Origin of the sequence: Paraburkholderia steynii (assembly GCF_900100565.1) — a bacterium.
Classification (GTDB): Bacteria; Pseudomonadota; Gammaproteobacteria; order Burkholderiales; family Burkholderiaceae; genus Paraburkholderia; species Paraburkholderia terrae.
Window position 1 is genome coordinate 79,867 of record NZ_FNDI01000012.1, and the last position, 15,035, is coordinate 94,901.

Consider the following 15,035-nt stretch of genomic DNA (forward strand, 5'->3'; position numbering starts at 1 on the left):
AAACGAACTGGTTTCTCCGAAAGCGCTCGAGGTGAGGGTTTACGGGGCTTCCAAGGTGAAGGTTTACGGGAGCCGTCTAGCCGCGGTCCTGCGTCTGCTCGGGATCTTCAGAAGACGCAGGTGTTTCTGCGAGGCGCGTTTCAGCGTCAAACTTTTCCTGGTCATTCCACATCTTCCACGCGCGATACAATCGGTTCGCGGAAACAGCCTGCGCGAATCCAAGCCATTGTCCGACGACCTCCGGTTCCACCCCGCTTTCGAACAGATCGGCAGCGAACGAGTTACGCAAAGTGTGCGGACTTGCACGTGCTTCGCGCGATCGACTGATTCCGGCCGCTTCGACAAGAGCGTCGACGGCGCGAAGCATCGTCGCCTTATGCATTGGACGACCCGATGGCGACGCGGGGAAAACCAGTTCGCCGGGCAGCTCCGCTTGCTTGCGTTCGTCGAGCCAGGCGTCCAGAACGGACACGGCAAATGGTGCGAGCCGTGTTCTCCGCGTGAACAATGGATTGGTCGCTTCGATCACCACCCACGGCGAACCCGCTGTCATGCAATCAACCGAAATCGTGCGGGCTTCGCCTGTCTTGATACCGCCGCCAAGAAAAACAGCAATCAACGCGCGATCGCGGCGCTCGCGCCAGCGTTGGGCCGACGTCAGATTTGTCACGGGCGAAGAAAGATAAGCGATTAAGGCCGAACGCTCGGCGACGGTCAGAAACCCTGTCGGCTCGTTGTCGCGCGCGTTACGCCATTCGGCTTCGCCATCCTGAGCAATGAATCGGGCGGGGTTGGTCGATGCAAGTTCGATCTCGCGCACGTGGTCGAGTACGCGCTCGATCAACCGGAGATATCGGGCGCGTTGCGGCTTTCGGATCGACAGTCCGCCGACGAATTCCGCTATCGATCGCATGTCGACCGTCACGAGATTCTTGTGACGCGCCTGTAGCCATTCGAGAAAAAGCCCCCACTGCGCCCGATACACTTCCGCCGACGAATGGCGAAAGTTTTGTCCGGCGAGCCATGCATCGAACGCGGCGCGCGGATCGATCAGCCAGTCTTGACGTTCGCTATCGAATAGATCGGCGCCAGCTGCGGATAGACCAGTGGGGCCAACAGGATCGGTGGAGACCATAGTCTGTTTTTCCGTTAGTTGCATGGAACGATTGTAGTCGGTCAACGGGCGGAACACTTTGTGTTGGAAACTGCCGGCGTCCCGGTTCGGCCGACCGCGCAGACTTTACGCGCATAAACTCCCGCCGCCTGCAGTGACGTCCAATCAACGCGTCATCCGCCCCATGCTCGCCCAGCGCCGCGCTCATCGCTCGCAACTCGACTTCTGGTCGTTGAAGCCTTCGACTTCTCCGCAGCGTCGTAAGCCGCGACAGCGAACGCAAACACAGCCGGCAACGCATTCGACCGGCCAAAGTTGACGGGATCATCGGTCTCGGGGAACTGAAAGTCGTCGGGCCGTTGAAACAACCCAAGCATCACGGGATCGTGCCGGCTGGCAAAACCGAGATCCGCGAGCGCTTCCGCTTCGATCGCATGCAGAAGCCGCCAGGTGAGCGGCACCTCCTGAACGATGTATCGCGCCGCAACGTGCCGGACGATGTGTTCGAGGTCACGCGCCGCGGACTTGAAGCGCAGCGCAGCCAGATCCTGTTCCTTGCTCAGTTCGTTCATTCTTCGGCTCCATCGGACTGCGTATACTGTACAAACATACAGTAGTTGCTGCAAGCCGGTTGTACGCCGAAGAATTGCGATTCAGGCTAGCCGTGAATGACGACGAGCAAGGCTTTGGCCTCGCCTTTCCCCGCGTTGCGGATCGCATGCGGCTCGTCGGCGACGTAGCGTGCGGTGTCGGCCACCTTCAGGCGCTTCGTGGTTCCTGCCGCTTCGATATCGATGGCGCCGTGCAGTACCGTCAGATGCTCGCGCGTCCCCGGTTCGTGCGCGCTCGACACCAACGCACCACCCGCTTGCAGCGTCAGTTCGTACCATTCGAATTTCCCCGCCAGATCGATCGGCCCCCACACGCGCAACTGGTATCGCGCGTCGTGGCCGCTCAGCGTCGGAATTTCATGCGGGCCGGACACGGCAATCGGCTCCGGCGCTTTCTGCGGTGCAAACAGCGAATCGAGACTGACGCCCAACGCGTTTGTCAGCCGCCACGCGACGGCGATCGTCGGATTCGCCTTGTCGCGTTCGATTTCCGACAGCATCGATTTCGACACCCCGGCCGCGCGCGACAGATCGTCGAGCGTCATTTTGCGTTCACTGCGCAATCGTTGAATCTGCTCACCAACGCGCGGCGGCGCCGCAACCGACTGCGCTGCCGTCGCCGCCGTAGACGACGAACTCCTGCGCGTTCCCGAACTTGCCATTTCCTGACCTATCGTTTAGAGTTGTTCGACATATCGAACTTTAGTTCGAAAAAACGAAAATTTCCGATAAAACTGAAGCCGACTATAACAGGCCGCCGCGCCGCATGGTGCGCTGCAAAGCCGCCCATTCAAGGAGCCGTTTCATGCGTGACCCATTTCTCGCGCATCTGCGCAGCACGCTCGACCAGATTCGCGCCGATGGTTTCCACAAGACCGAGCGCGTGATCGCGAGCCAGCAATCGTCCGACATTCGTCTCGAGAGCGGCGCCGACGTGCTGAACTTCTGCGCGAACAACTATCTCGGCCTCGCCAACGACGCGCGCCTGATCGCCGCCGCGAAAGACGGGCTCGACCAGGACGGCTTCGGCATGGCGTCGGTGCGTTTCATCTGCGGCACGCAGACCGTACACAAACAACTCGAACGCGCGCTGTCCGCATTCCTGAAGACGGACGACTGCATCCTCTACTCGAGCTGCTTCGATGCAAACGGCGGCCTGTTCGAGACGCTGCTCGACGATAACGACGCCATCATCAGCGACGAACTCAATCACGCGAGCATCATCGACGGCGTGCGTCTGTCGAAAGCGAAGCGTTACCGCTACAAGAACAACGACCTCGCCGATCTCGAAGCGAAGCTGCGCGAAGCCGATGCAGCGGGCGCGCGCTTCAAGCTGATCGCGACGGACGGCGTGTTTTCGATGGACGGCATCATTGCCGATCTCGCGGGCATCTGCGATCTCGCGGACCGCTACGGCGCACTCGTGATGGTCGACGACTCGCACGCCGTCGGCTTTATCGGCGAACACGGGCGCGGCACGCCCGAGCATTGCGGCGTGCTCGAACGCGTCGACATCATCACGGGCACGCTGGGCAAGGCACTGGGTGGCGCATCGGGCGGTTACATCGCGGCGCGCCAGGAGGTCGTCGATCTGTTGCGGCAGCGCTCGCGTCCCTATCTGTTCTCGAACACACTGACGCCGAGTATTGCCGCCGCATCGCTGAAGGTGCTCGACCTGCTCGCCAGCGACGAAGGCAAGCAGTTGCGCGAACGCGTACGCGCAAACGGCGCGCATTTCCGTCAGGCGATGAGCGCGCACGGCTTCACGCTCGTGCCGGGCGAACATCCCATCATTCCCGTGATGCTCGGCGATGCGCAACTGGCATCGAACATGGCCGACGCGCTGCTCAAGGAAGGCGTGTACGTGATCGGCTTTTCGTATCCCGTCGTGCCGAAAGGCCGCGCGCGCATTCGCACGCAGATGAGCGCTGCGCACACGGCGGAACAGATCGATCGGGCCGTCGATGCATTCGCGCGCGTCGGCCGTTCGCTTGGCGTGATTTGAAACGGGGCATCACTAGCAATGAAAGCACTGGCAAAACTCGAACGCGCACCGGGACTCACGTTGACCCGCGTGAAGAAACCCGAAGTGGGCCACAACGACGTGATGATCCGCATCACGCGCACGGCCATTTGCGGTACCGACATCCATATCTGGAAGTGGGACGACTGGGCGCAGAAAACCATTCCCGTGCCGATGCACGTCGGTCATGAATACGTTGGCGAAATCGTCGAAATGGGCCAGGAAGTGCGCGGCTTTTCGATCGGCGACCGCGTGTCGGGCGAAGGGCATATCACGTGCGGCTTCTGTCGCAACTGTCGCGCGGGACGTCGTCATTTGTGCCGCAATACCGTTGGCGTTGGCGTGAATCGCGAAGGCGCGTTTGCGGAATATCTCGTGATTCCCGCGTTCAACGCGTTCAAGATTCCGCCCGAAATCTCCGACGATCTCGCCGCGATCTTCGATCCGTTCGGCAACGCGACGCACACGGCGCTGTCGTTCAATCTGGTTGGCGAAGACGTGCTGATCACGGGCGCGGGACCGATCGGCATCATGGCCGTCGCGATCGCGAAACACGTGGGCGCGCGCAACGTCGTGATCACCGACGTCAACGATTACCGCCTGGAACTCGCGCGCAAGATGGGCGCGACGCGCGCGGTGAATGTGTCGCGCGAATCGCTGCGCGACGTGATGAGCGATCTGCACATGACGGAAGGCTTCGACGTGGGCCTCGAAATGTCGGGCGTGCCGAGCGCGTTCACGTCGATGCTCGAAGCGATGAACCACGGCGGCAAGATCGCGTTGCTCGGCATTCCGCCTGCGCAAACGGCGATCGACTGGACCCAGGTCATCTTCAAGGGCCTCGAAATCAAGGGCATTTATGGCCGCGAGATGTTCGAGACCTGGTACAAGATGGTCGCGATGCTGCAAAGCGGACTGGATCTTTCGCCGATTCTCACGCACCGCTTCGCCGTCGACGAATACGAACAGGCGTTCGCCACGATGCTGTCGGGCGAAAGCGGCAAAGTGATCCTCGACTGGACCGTATGACCGCGTCTCGCCGCGCGCATACAAATAGAATCAACTCGCAGCGCGCGGCCGCTCAGCCTCTGCCTGAATGATGACGTGAATATCGTCGCCCACTGCGGGATACCACGTCGTCAGACCGAACTTCGAGCGGCTGAACTGGCCGTCCGCTGAAAAGCCGAGCGTATCGGCTTTCGTCAGCGGATCGACGCCGTAGCCATTGAACGTCACATCGAGCGTCACGGGCTGCGTCACGCCGCGTATCGTCAGATCGCCCGTCAGCTTGCCGCGCGCATCGCCCGTGCGCTCGAAGCGCGTGCTGACAAAGCGGATCTGCGGATTGCGCTCCGCGTCCAGCATATCCGTCCCCTTCACCATCTTGTCCAGCTGCGGGACATTCGTGTCGATGCTCGCCGCGTCGATCGTCACCGCGACCTGGCTCTTGTCGAGCCCGCCTTCCTTCCAGTCGATCTCCCCCGCCACGCGATCGAAGCGCATCGTGAAGCGCGTGTACTTGAAGTGATCGACGTTGAACGTGACGCTCGTGTGATGCGGATCGAGCTTGTACTGGCCGACGGGCACGCGCGCTTCCGTTTGCGTGACGGTATGCGTGACGACCTGCAACGGCGTACATGCGCCTAACGCCGCCGTAATCGCAATCGCGGCCACGGCGCGGCGAAAAATGATGCTCATGACACTCATCCTTTTAAAACGATTCTCCAACACGATAATGCCTGAAGCGCCGAAGTGACCGCAAATGCGAAGCGAGTGAATACTTGACGAAGGAGAATGATCGTTCTACCCTTCGCGCATGGCTACTCTCGACGACACGACTGGCAGCGCGCGCGAGCGGCTGCTCGACGCCGCGGAAGCACTGATTTACGCGGGCGGCATTCACGCAACGGGCGTCGATGCGATCGTCCGGCAATCGGGCACGGCGCGCAAAAGTTTCTACACGCATTTCGAATCGAAAGATGCGTTGGTGGCGGCCGCGCTCGAGCGGCGCGACGAACGCTGGATGAAATGGTTTATCGAAGGAACCTTACGCCGTGGCAAGCATCCGCGCGCGCGCATGCTCGCCATGTTCGACGTATTGCGCGAATGGTTCGTATCGGAAGATTTTCATGGCTGCGCGTTTCTCAACGCCGCGGGCGAGATCGCTTCGCCTGACGATCCGATTCGCGTCGTTGCGCGCGAACACAAGGAGCGCCTGCTCGAGTTCGTGCGCGCGCAATGCGACGAATACGTCGCCTCGACGGGCGGCGATAGCCGGCGCGCGGCGCGGCTGTCGCGGCAGTGGCTGATCCTGATCGACGGCGCGATCAGTGTCGCGCTCGTGAGCGGCGACGCCGATGCCGCGCTCGACGCGCGCGCCGCAGCCGGGCATCTGCTCGATTCCAATAGTGCAAGCACCCGCTCGTCCAACGGGCGAGCGTCCACCTGACGCAGTTCAACGAGGAACCATCATGGCTGATATCGAAAGACGCCCTCCCGTCCCGCCGTTCACGCGCGAGACGGCCATCCAGAAAGTGCGCGCCGCTGAAGATGCATGGAATACGCGCGAGCCCGAGCGCGTGTCGCTGGCTTACACGCCGGATAGCAAATGGCGCAATCGTGCGGATTTCCCCACGGGGCGTCCGGAAATCGTCGCGTTCTTGCAGCGCAAATGGGCGAGGGAACTCGACTACCGGCTGATCAAGGAACTGTGGGCCTTCACTGACAATCGCATCGCGGTGCGCTTCGCCTACGAGTGGCACGACGATTCGGGCAACTGGTTCCGTTCGTACGGCAACGAGAACTGGGAGTTCGACGAGAACGGACTGATGGCGTATCGCCACGCGAGCATCAACGACAAGCCGATCCGCGAAGAAGATCGGCTCTATCGCTGGCCGCTGGGCCGCCGTCCGGACGATCATCCGGGGCTGTCGGAGCTGGGCCTGTAATCCGCAGTCAAATTGACGGTGAACGCGCGCGCGGCGCGTTCACCGGACCGTAACCGTTTGTCCGCTATCGTCGACATCTGCGCGCGTATTGTCGTTCCGAGCGCACACTCCATCTCACTGCAAGATTTGTGGGGTAGAGTGCGCGACTGGAGAGGAATTCGACACTAATCGCGACATTCAGACGCCGGCGCGCGACCGGTTGCGGAGAGCACATGCCGTTTGGAAAGATCAAGAACAAGATTCGTCGAGCATGCGTGGCGGCAGCGGTAGCAGGCATTGGTTTGATGGGAGCGTCGGGTGCGCAGGCAGCCGACTGGTGCAGCGGCGGCGTGTGGGTCGATGCGATGCTCGGCTCATATCATATCGATCCGGACCCGGGCACCGACTTCGAGCAGTTCAATCCTGGTCTTGGCGTCGAGTGCTGGCTCAACGGGCAATGGGCGCTGACGGCGGGCGGCTTCCGCAATTCGTTGCGTCGTCCATCGTGGTACGGCGGCGGTGTGTGGGCGCCCGAGTTCGTACACTGGGGCTTCATCCGCCTTGCCGTGATGGGCGGCATTATCTCCGGCTACAACTACGGCAACTGGGGACTCGGCCACGATCACACGATCGGGCCAGTCGCCGCGCCTATCGTGATGGTCGAGTACAAGCGCGTCGGTGCGAACTTCATTCTGATTCCGCCTATTCCTTCGGATAACCTGCCGTTCACAATCGGGTTTCAGGTGAAGGTGAAGTTCTGAGATCGGTTCACTCGTCGTGATGGGTGAGGGTTTTCGGGAGTCACGCGTGCGGTGAACCGGAGATGCAGTCGTTGCATCACCTGAAGCGCCAAAACCCCGCTATAAAGGCTGGAAAAGCACGCGCGGCATTCAAACAGGTGGCCTCGCAACGAGCCTGCGCTCATCAAAGGTGAGGTTTTGCGGGATGTCAGATACGCGTCCGACGCGCTCCTGAAACCTCTCACCTTCACGAGGCAACTGTGCAAATCCAGCGAGCACGACGATCACCGCAAGCCCGCCGACGCCGTTCATAATCGCAGGCAACGCGACCTATCGCATGCGGCTGAAGGCGTCTATGAACGATTCGAAACTGGACTGGAGCGACGTGCGGATCTTCCTTGCCGTCGCGCGCTGCGGCACGCTGGGCGCGGCCGCGCGCCAGCTAGGACAGACGCAGCCGACCATGGGCCGGCGTCTGCGCGCGCTCGAGGAAGCCGTCGGTCATACGCTGTTTCAGCGCACGGCGGAAGGCTTCGTACTGACCGACGAAGGTCATGCCGTACTCACGTACGCCGAGCGCATGGAAGAAGAAGCGCACGCGTTCATGCGTTCGCTTGCGGGCAACGAGCAGCAACTAACGGGCGCGCTGCGTGTCTCGTCGTCGGACTGGTACGGCATTCATGTGCTGACGCCGGTGTTCGCTGGTTTTCTTGCGCGCCATCCGCAGATGTCGATCGAACTGATCACCGATTCGCGCCGCTACAACCTCGCGCGCCGCGAAGCCGATCTGGTGTTCCGCATCACGCCGTTCGACGAACCCGACGTCATTCAGCGCAAGCTGATGCACATGGACTACGCGCTCTATGGGCGCATCGATCTCGTCGCGCCCGCGCGCGGTGATGGCGCAGGCCAGTCGCTCATCACCATGGATACCGCGTTCGGCGAGTTGCCCGACGTCGCGTGGATCCGGCAGATGCTGCCGAACGCGCACATCGCGTACGCAAGCAACAATCGCGGCGTGCAGGCGCGCATGTGCGCCGAGGGCGGCGGTTTCGCGGTGCTGCCATGTCCGCTTGGCGACAACACGCCGGGCCTGCGGCGCATCGATCTGGGCGAAGCGCCGCCGGGCCGCGACGTTTGGCTTGGCTACCATCGCGACCTCAAACGTCTCGCACGTCTGCGCGCGTTGCTCGATGTCGTGATCGAGCGGCTCGCGAACGTGTGAGCCGACCCACCACTCTCATTCGATTTCAACCACGATCTTGCCGCGTGCAGTCCGCTCCGTGATCGCGTCATACGCGCGTTCCGCCGATGCGAGATCGAAGTGGCGCGGATCGAGATACGGCGCAAGCTTGCCCTGTTCGGCAAGGCGTGTCGCCTCGGCGAGCATCTCGCCGTGATGCGCGCGATGCTGACCGGTGAGCAACGGATGCAGCGTGAACACACCGGAATACGTGGCCTCGCGGAATGACAGCGGCGCGAGCGCATGCGTGCCCCAGCCGAGCGCGCTCACGACATGCCCAAAATGCTTGACGGCCGCGAACGATGCATCGAGCGTTGCGCCACCAACCGTATCGACGACGAGATCGAAACCTTCGCCCGCGGTCAGTTCACCAACATACTGTTCGACGGTACGCGCCGCGTAGTCGATCGGCGTCGCGCCGAATCGCGCGACGAGATCCTGATCGCGCGCGCTCGCCGTCGCGAAGACCCGTGCGCCGAGCGCGCGCGCCAACTGCACCGATACATGCCCGACACCGCCCGCACCGCCTTGCACGAGCACGGTTTGACCCGCCTGCAAGTGCGCGCGGTCGACGATACCCGCATACGACGTGATGAACGCGAGCGGCACCGCGGCGGCTTCGCGCATCGACAGATTGGACGGCTTGTGTGCGAGCAGTTGCGCGTCGACGGCCGCGTATTGCGCAAGCGAACCCTGAATGCCGCCGACGCCGCCCGTCATCCCGTAGACCTCGTCGCCGATCTTGAAGCGCGTCACGTCCGCACCGAGCGCGACGACCACGCCCGCGAGATCGATGCCGAGCACGAGCGGCAGCGGATGACGCGCATGCGCGGCGCTGCCCGCGCGAATCTTCGTGTCGAGTGGATTGAGGCCGCTTGCGCTGATCCGCACGAGCACCTCGCCGCGTGCCGGTTCGGGAATGGGCATCATGGTCGGTACGAGGGGACCTTTGTACTGGCTGAGAACGAGGGCTTGCATGGACATGGTGTGCTCCGGCAGAAGATGAACGCAGTTGACGGAAGACATGATCGACGAATGCAGAACCCTGGTAAATCAACGATTTAGCACGACGACCAAACAGAAATGCATGGCCGTGGACAAGCAGGTGGAAGCGCAGTTCGTTACCTGGGTCTACGAACAGAAGACAGCGGCAAGCGCGCCGTGTGGCGTAAAGGTGAGAACTTACGGGAGTGAGCGGAAAGCCCTCTGAACGCGCACCGCCACAAAGCGCAAGCCCTTGATGGATAAGGCTTTGCGGGCATCGTCAAAGATGCCGTGACGAGTGCGGAGCGATCAATGGTGAGAGTTTGCGGGACCTCTGCAAAGTGACGTCGGTGCGCACGTCCCGGCTCACCTTTAGCGCAAGCGGGATTAACGTCAGACAAGACCGCTGATGTTCCGGCCGTCGCGATGCGACAGCACGTCGGCGAGCCGTTCCATCGAAACAGGCTTCGTCAGGTGATAGTCGAAGCCTGCCGCGAGCGCGCGTGACTTATCGGATTCGGAGGAGTAGCCGGTCAGCGCGATCAGGAACATGTGCGCCAGCGCCTTGTTCGAGCGGATCGCGCGCGCCACTTCGAAGCCATCCATCTCCGGCATGCCGATATCGATGATGCCCACCTCGGGCAACGCCTGCGCCGCGACCTTCAACGCATCGCGGCCGCTGCGCGCGACGATCACATCGTGACCTTCGAGTTCGAGCAGCAGATGCAACGCGTCGAGCGCGTCGGCGTTGTCGTCGACGAGCAGGATGCGGCTCGGCTCGGCGCTCGCCGCGGCCGCCGCCGCCGTCGCATCGGGCGCGATGCGCGTCTCACGGTCGAGTATCGGCAGCCGCAGAACGACGCGCGTGCCGAGCCCGACGCCCTGGCTGTCGAGCGTAATGGTGCCGTCGTGCAGTTCGATGAGCCGCTTCGCGACCGCGAGCCCGATGCCGAGTCCGCCTTCCGAGCGGCGCGCGCTCGATGGCGACTGCGCGAACAGTTCGAACACATGCTCGAGCGCGTCGGGACTCATGCCGACGCCGTTGTCCTCGATGACGATCGACACCATGCCGCTGTGCGCTGCCTCATCGGCGGCGCTGTCCGTGTCCGTTTGCACGCGCAGTTGCAGCGTGCCGCCCGCAGGCGTGTATTTGGCCGCATTCGACAGCAGGTTGCCGACCACCTGGCTCAGGCGTACATGATCGGCGCGCACATAAACGGGCTGGTCGAGCCCTTCGATTACGAGGCGATGCTTGCGTGCGTCGATGTGATGCTTGAGCGCCGTGATCGCGTCGTACACGATTTCGTTCAGCGACGTGCGGCTGTACTTGATCGCGAGCTTGCCGTGTCGCAGGCGCGCGGCATCGAGCAGATCGTCGACGAGCGTGCGCAACTGGCGCATCTGCCGCTGCGCGATGGCGAGGACATCGTTGGCCTGCTCCTGGCCTGCGCAGAGCACCTTGAGCGCGGCGATGGAACTGTCGATGGGCGCCATCGGATTGCGCAGTTCATGGCCGAGCATCGCGATGAATTCGTCGCGCCGATGCGCCGCGTCTTCGAGCGCGCGCCGCGCCTGTTGCGCGGCCTCGGTTTCCGCTTCGGCGGCCTGTTGCGCGTCGAGCAGCGTGAGCGCCGCGCCCGCGAGAACGGCAAGATTGCCGAGCAGGCGCAGGTCCTCGCGATCGAAACGATGTGTATCGTGTGACGCGACCCAGATCGCGCCGAGCGGCTTCGACGCGGGGCAACGAATCGGAATCGGCGTGATGATGCCTTCCGTGATGACCGCGCCCGCATCGCGAAGGCTCTTGAAGAAGGTGTGCGGCTCGACGAACAGCTGCGGCGCGCCGAGTTCGAGCGTCATCCCGCACGGACATTCGGCCCACGCCGTGGTTTTGCCTTCGAACGCCGCGCACGCGCCGGCGACCGCGCGCCAGCGGAACACGGCCGCGCCTTCGCTCGTCGTTTCAAGCAGGCTGATGCCCGCGCTGCCTGCGCGGCACGCGCCGAGCGCCGCATCGGCGATGGCTTGCAGCAAGGTGTCGCGGCGTCCCGTTTGCGCGCTTGCGACGGTGACGAGCGTGCGGACTTCGGCGGCATGATCGGGTGCGCGCGCCGGCCGGTCCTTCAGATCGTCCGTGCGCAGTACGCCCGCCCGGCGGGCGCTTTCGATACCGTCACTCATATTGATCGATGGAGAATGGTTCGCAGCGTGCCGTCGCGCCGGCACCCGGCGAACCGGAGTTTATCGATGCAGTATAGGCGTTGCGTCCGGGATGATTGCTGCGGAATTTCGCGGCATCATCATTGGTATGTTCCCTGCGTGTCAACAAAGCTCAACCTCAATGGAGAGACGCGATGAACCAGCAAAAGACGTATGGAGGCGGGTGCGCGTGCGGCGCCGTGCGTTTCCGCGCGATCGGCTCGCCGATGCGCGTCGGGATGTGTCATTGCATGACGTGTCGGCAGGTGCATGGATCGGCCTTCAGCTCTTACGCGATATTCGACCGCAGCGCCGTCACGTTGACGGGCAACACGCGCGAATGGCAAAGCTCGGAGCAGGGCCGGCGTCATTTCTGTCCGCTGTGCGGATCGGTGGCGTTCATGAGGTATGCCGATCGCGAGGAAATCGCTTTACCGCTTGGCGCTTTTGACGAGACGGGACTGTTCGAGCCCACGTATGAACTCTGGTGCAAGCACAAGGAACCGTGGCTGCCGCGCGGCGTGCGCCCCGAATACGACGAGGAGCGTGCGCACTAGCCTGTGCGGAACCACTTCACGCAGGCGCTGCGCGACGCGATCGATCCGCCCGCGCAGCGTCCCGTCGATATCTAGCTGTGCTTCTTCGGAATCTTTGCGCCTGACTTGCGCGCCTGATTCAGCGCGATGGCGACAGATTGCTTCTGCGATTTGCCCGCCTTCTTTTCGGCCTTGATGTTGTGCCCGATGGTTTCCTTCGATGTGCCTCGCTTGAGTGGCATGTCGCTCTCCTTTTCCCATTGCAAAGACGCGTGGCCTTGCGCCGCGGCTCGTGTATTTCAGCATGCGCCGTTCCCGACGCGTGCCGCGCATCGCGCTCGTGAAGCGTCGGCCGAAAAGCGGTACGTCGCTTGCTGAAAGGGAATGCGAGGACGTCGAGCACAGGAGCGACTCGCGGCGTTGCGACAGCGGCAATTTTTGCCGCGTTGGTAGGAACGGTCGCGCATTCGTGCGCATTCACTGCGCAAAGGAATGCGTCATTTCAACCGGTATGCCGGCGAAAGCGCCGAGCCCGGCATCCACAGGAGGGGAGTTGCAAGATGACAAGGCCACGGATGATTTTCCCGAAAGCGCGCAATGCTGTGGCCTCGAAACCCGAGTCGACGGACGACTATCAGATTTACGCCACCTACCGCCGCACGACGGAAGGTTCGTACATGGGCCAGTTGAAGGTCGTGCGCAAGACGGATGGCCGCTTGCTGTTTCCGTTCACGGGCGCACCCGACATCGGCCCGTTCACAGACGGCGACCAGGCGCGCGAAGCCGCGCAACGTCACGGCGAAACCGTCGTTCAGTCGGATCTCGACAATCCTGAACCGTGAGGTCCCGGCACTAAACGGCCACTAGGCCGTCGCAGTCATCGCCGGCTGTGGATGGCTGGCCGCTTCGAGGGTCGAGAAAAAGCAGAGGTTGTTCTTGCCCATGTTCTTCGCCACATACATCGCGCGGTCCGCCCGAAGTAGCAACTGTTCCGCGTTGGCAGCGTCGTCGGGATACAGGCTGATGCCGATGCTCGGCGTGACGCTCACTGCTTCGCTGGGGAGCGCAATCGGCCGGCCGACTGCATCGAGAACTGCCCGCGCCACGGGTTCGATCTGCAGCATGCTCCCGACCTCTTCCAGAATGACGACGAACTCATCCCCGCCGAGCCGCGCGACCGTATCGCTTTCGCGGACGCTATGCACGAGCCGCTCGGCGACGGCTTTCAACACGTCGTCGCCGACGGCGTGCCCGAGCGTGTCGTTGACCTGCTTGAAGCCGTCGAGATCGATGAACATGACGGCGACGTGCATTCCATGGCGTTTCGCGCGGGAGATGGCGTGCTTCAGACGCTCGTCGAGCAGCACACGGTTGGGCAGTCCCGTTAGCACGTCGTGCGTGGCGAGGTTGCGCAGACGCTGCTCGTGCTGATGGCGCTGCGTGATGTCGCTGAGAATCGCGACGTAATGTGTGTGTCCGCCATCGCGTCCTTGCACGCCTGCAATGGACAGCGCCTCCAGATAGATGTCGCCGCTCTTCTTGCGGTTCCACACTTCGCCATGCCAGTGGCCCGTTTCTTTCAGGCTTCGCCAGAACGCGCGATAGAACTCGGGCGACTGACGGCCCGAACTCAGCAGCCTCGGATTGCGCCCCAGCACTTCCTGTTGCGTGTAGCCCGTGACCCGCGTGAAGGCAGGATTGACCCGCTCGATATTGCCGTGCGAGTCGGTGATCATCACGCCGTCGCGCGTCAGGTCGAACACGCGATTGGCCAGCCACAAGTGATAGCGCGATTCGCTCAATGCGTCGTCGCGCTGGCGCATGAGCCAGATCGACACGCTGACCGCGCCCGTCACACAGATCACGATGCACGCGAACGTCGCCCAGAACATCGCGCGAAAGATGGATTCGCTTTTGCCTGCAAGCTCCGTCGCCTGCAACGTGTTGGTGTCGATGCACTTGCCTATCAGCACATCGAAACCGTTGAGAAACTCGATATTGCCATCGAACCACTTAGCCGCCGCTTCGTAATCGCCTCGTTCCAGCAACGCGACAGCTTTCCGGAGAATCGCGCGGAACGTCGGCAGACTGTTCGCGATCTTGCCAGCGAGCAATGCTTCGGGCGGGGAGCTGACGCCGGACGGAAAATACGCCCTCCATGCGTTCTCGATGCGCACCTCGTCTGCCTGGACCACCTTCAGCGATGCGGCCGTCCTCACGGGATCGCGAAACTGGTTCGCCTTCCAGAATTCGCGGCGCGCATCGAGCGAGGCCGCGCGGAGTTCGTTCAATTGCGCGATGGGAAGCATGTTCCCCCGATACAGCGTGTCCGTGTACGCGTCGAGTCTGGAGAGCCCCGCCAGGCCGCAACTCGCGAGCGCAATCAGTACGGCGACGCTGGCGAACAATATGCCGGCAATCCGGAAGCGGTAGAGACGCGTGATGGTTTTCATGCAATGTCTAAAGGCGAGGGCAATACGGTGCGCGGCGGCGCGCAGTCCGCTCACGGCTTGCGTCGGTACGGTCGAAAAGGCCAGAGTGTCAGTGCGTGTGGTGCAAGGCCGCGAGAGGCGTCGCTGTTCGCATCGCGATCGTGCCGCTTACGAGGGTCTTTGCGAGCTGACCCTTTCATTCCCCCCGCGAACAGGCGCGGACGGC

General features: G+C 62.5%; 16 protein-coding genes. 8 read left to right on the top strand and 8 right to left on the bottom strand.

Translation table 11 applies throughout. The features are described 5' to 3' along the window. Positions 1-76: 76 nt before the first annotated feature. The 3 genes from BLT65_RS21855 to BLT65_RS21865 form a co-directional block, all read right to left on the bottom strand. The gene (locus tag BLT65_RS21855) at positions 77-1,135 is read right to left on the bottom strand and encodes a tyrosine-type recombinase/integrase (RefSeq protein ID WP_091780833.1); all 1,059 of its coding nucleotides are present in this window, start codon (positions 1,133-1,135) and stop codon (positions 77-79) included. Between the two features lie 152 nt (positions 1,136-1,287). After that, a complete protein-coding gene (locus BLT65_RS21860; RefSeq protein WP_091780837.1) occupies positions 1,288-1,686 on the bottom strand; it encodes a DUF2471 family protein in 399 nt (132 codons plus the stop codon). A gap of 86 nt (positions 1,687-1,772) precedes the next feature. After that, positions 1,773-2,387, bottom strand: coding sequence for a helix-turn-helix domain-containing protein (locus BLT65_RS21865; protein WP_042304405.1), 615 nt, complete (start codon positions 2,385-2,387; stop codon positions 1,773-1,775). A gap of 143 nt (positions 2,388-2,530) precedes the next feature. On the opposite strand from BLT65_RS21865, the gene BLT65_RS21870 reads away from it, so the two are divergent. After that, on the top strand, positions 2,531-3,730 hold the full coding sequence (locus BLT65_RS21870; RefSeq protein WP_091780840.1) for a glycine C-acetyltransferase: 1,200 nt from the start codon (positions 2,531-2,533) through the stop codon (positions 3,728-3,730). 18 nt (positions 3,731-3,748) lie between these two features. Next, positions 3,749-4,777 (top strand): L-threonine 3-dehydrogenase, encoded by a 1,029-nt coding sequence (gene tdh, locus BLT65_RS21875; RefSeq protein ID WP_091780843.1) that lies wholly within the window; start codon positions 3,749-3,751, stop codon positions 4,775-4,777. Between the two features lie 30 nt (positions 4,778-4,807). Here the strand turns inward: tdh and BLT65_RS21880 are convergent, their stop codons facing one another. Then, positions 4,808-5,446: a YceI family protein gene (locus tag BLT65_RS21880; protein WP_091780846.1), complete on the bottom strand. Its 639-nt coding sequence runs from the start codon at positions 5,444-5,446 to the stop codon at positions 4,808-4,810. 118 nt (positions 5,447-5,564) lie between these two features. Here BLT65_RS21880 and BLT65_RS21885 point away from each other — a divergent pair, with 118 nt between their 5' ends. From BLT65_RS21885 to BLT65_RS21900, 4 genes are all read left to right on the top strand, one after another. After that, positions 5,565-6,197 (top strand): TetR/AcrR family transcriptional regulator, encoded by a 633-nt coding sequence (locus BLT65_RS21885; RefSeq protein WP_091780849.1) that lies wholly within the window; start codon positions 5,565-5,567, stop codon positions 6,195-6,197. 22 nt (positions 6,198-6,219) lie between these two features. After that, a complete protein-coding gene (locus BLT65_RS21890) occupies positions 6,220-6,696 on the top strand; it encodes a nuclear transport factor 2 family protein (RefSeq protein ID WP_042304409.1) in 477 nt (158 codons plus the stop codon). Between the two features lie 212 nt (positions 6,697-6,908). Further along, the gene (locus tag BLT65_RS21895; protein WP_091780852.1) at positions 6,909-7,436 is read left to right on the top strand and encodes a hypothetical protein; all 528 of its coding nucleotides are present in this window, start codon (positions 6,909-6,911) and stop codon (positions 7,434-7,436) included. 334 nt (positions 7,437-7,770) lie between these two features. After that, the gene (locus tag BLT65_RS21900) at positions 7,771-8,640 is read left to right on the top strand and encodes a LysR family transcriptional regulator (RefSeq protein WP_054933261.1); all 870 of its coding nucleotides are present in this window, start codon (positions 7,771-7,773) and stop codon (positions 8,638-8,640) included. A gap of 15 nt (positions 8,641-8,655) precedes the next feature. Here BLT65_RS21900 and BLT65_RS21905 read toward each other — a convergent pair whose 3' ends face one another. Then, on the bottom strand, positions 8,656-9,642 hold the full coding sequence (locus BLT65_RS21905) for a zinc-dependent alcohol dehydrogenase family protein (RefSeq protein WP_091780855.1): 987 nt from the start codon (positions 9,640-9,642) through the stop codon (positions 8,656-8,658). 393 nt (positions 9,643-10,035) lie between these two features. Next, on the bottom strand, positions 10,036-11,823 hold the full coding sequence (locus BLT65_RS21915; RefSeq protein ID WP_091780862.1) for a hybrid sensor histidine kinase/response regulator: 1,788 nt from the start codon (positions 11,821-11,823) through the stop codon (positions 10,036-10,038). 173 nt (positions 11,824-11,996) lie between these two features. Here BLT65_RS21915 and BLT65_RS21920 point away from each other — a divergent pair, with 173 nt between their 5' ends. After that, positions 11,997-12,398, top strand: a complete 402-nt coding sequence (locus BLT65_RS21920; RefSeq protein WP_042304412.1) for a GFA family protein — start codon at positions 11,997-11,999, stop codon at positions 12,396-12,398. Positions 12,399-12,469: 71 nt separating this feature from the next. Here the strand turns inward: BLT65_RS21920 and BLT65_RS47260 are convergent, their stop codons facing one another. Beyond that, the gene (locus BLT65_RS47260; RefSeq protein WP_167306517.1) at positions 12,470-12,619 is read right to left on the bottom strand and encodes a DUF6496 domain-containing protein; all 150 of its coding nucleotides are present in this window, start codon (positions 12,617-12,619) and stop codon (positions 12,470-12,472) included. A gap of 318 nt (positions 12,620-12,937) precedes the next feature. On the opposite strand from BLT65_RS47260, the gene BLT65_RS21925 reads away from it, so the two are divergent. Continuing rightward, complete coding sequence (locus BLT65_RS21925) at positions 12,938-13,219, top strand: DUF6723 family protein (RefSeq protein WP_007732825.1); 282 nt, start codon at positions 12,938-12,940, stop codon at positions 13,217-13,219. Positions 13,220-13,240: 21 nt separating this feature from the next. Here BLT65_RS21925 and BLT65_RS21930 read toward each other — a convergent pair whose 3' ends face one another. Beyond that, positions 13,241-14,830 carry a diguanylate cyclase domain-containing protein gene (locus BLT65_RS21930; RefSeq protein ID WP_091780864.1) on the bottom strand — a complete coding sequence of 530 codons (1,590 nt, stop codon included), beginning with the start codon at positions 14,828-14,830 and terminating at the stop codon, positions 13,241-13,243. Between the last annotated feature and the right edge of the window lie 205 nt (positions 14,831-15,035).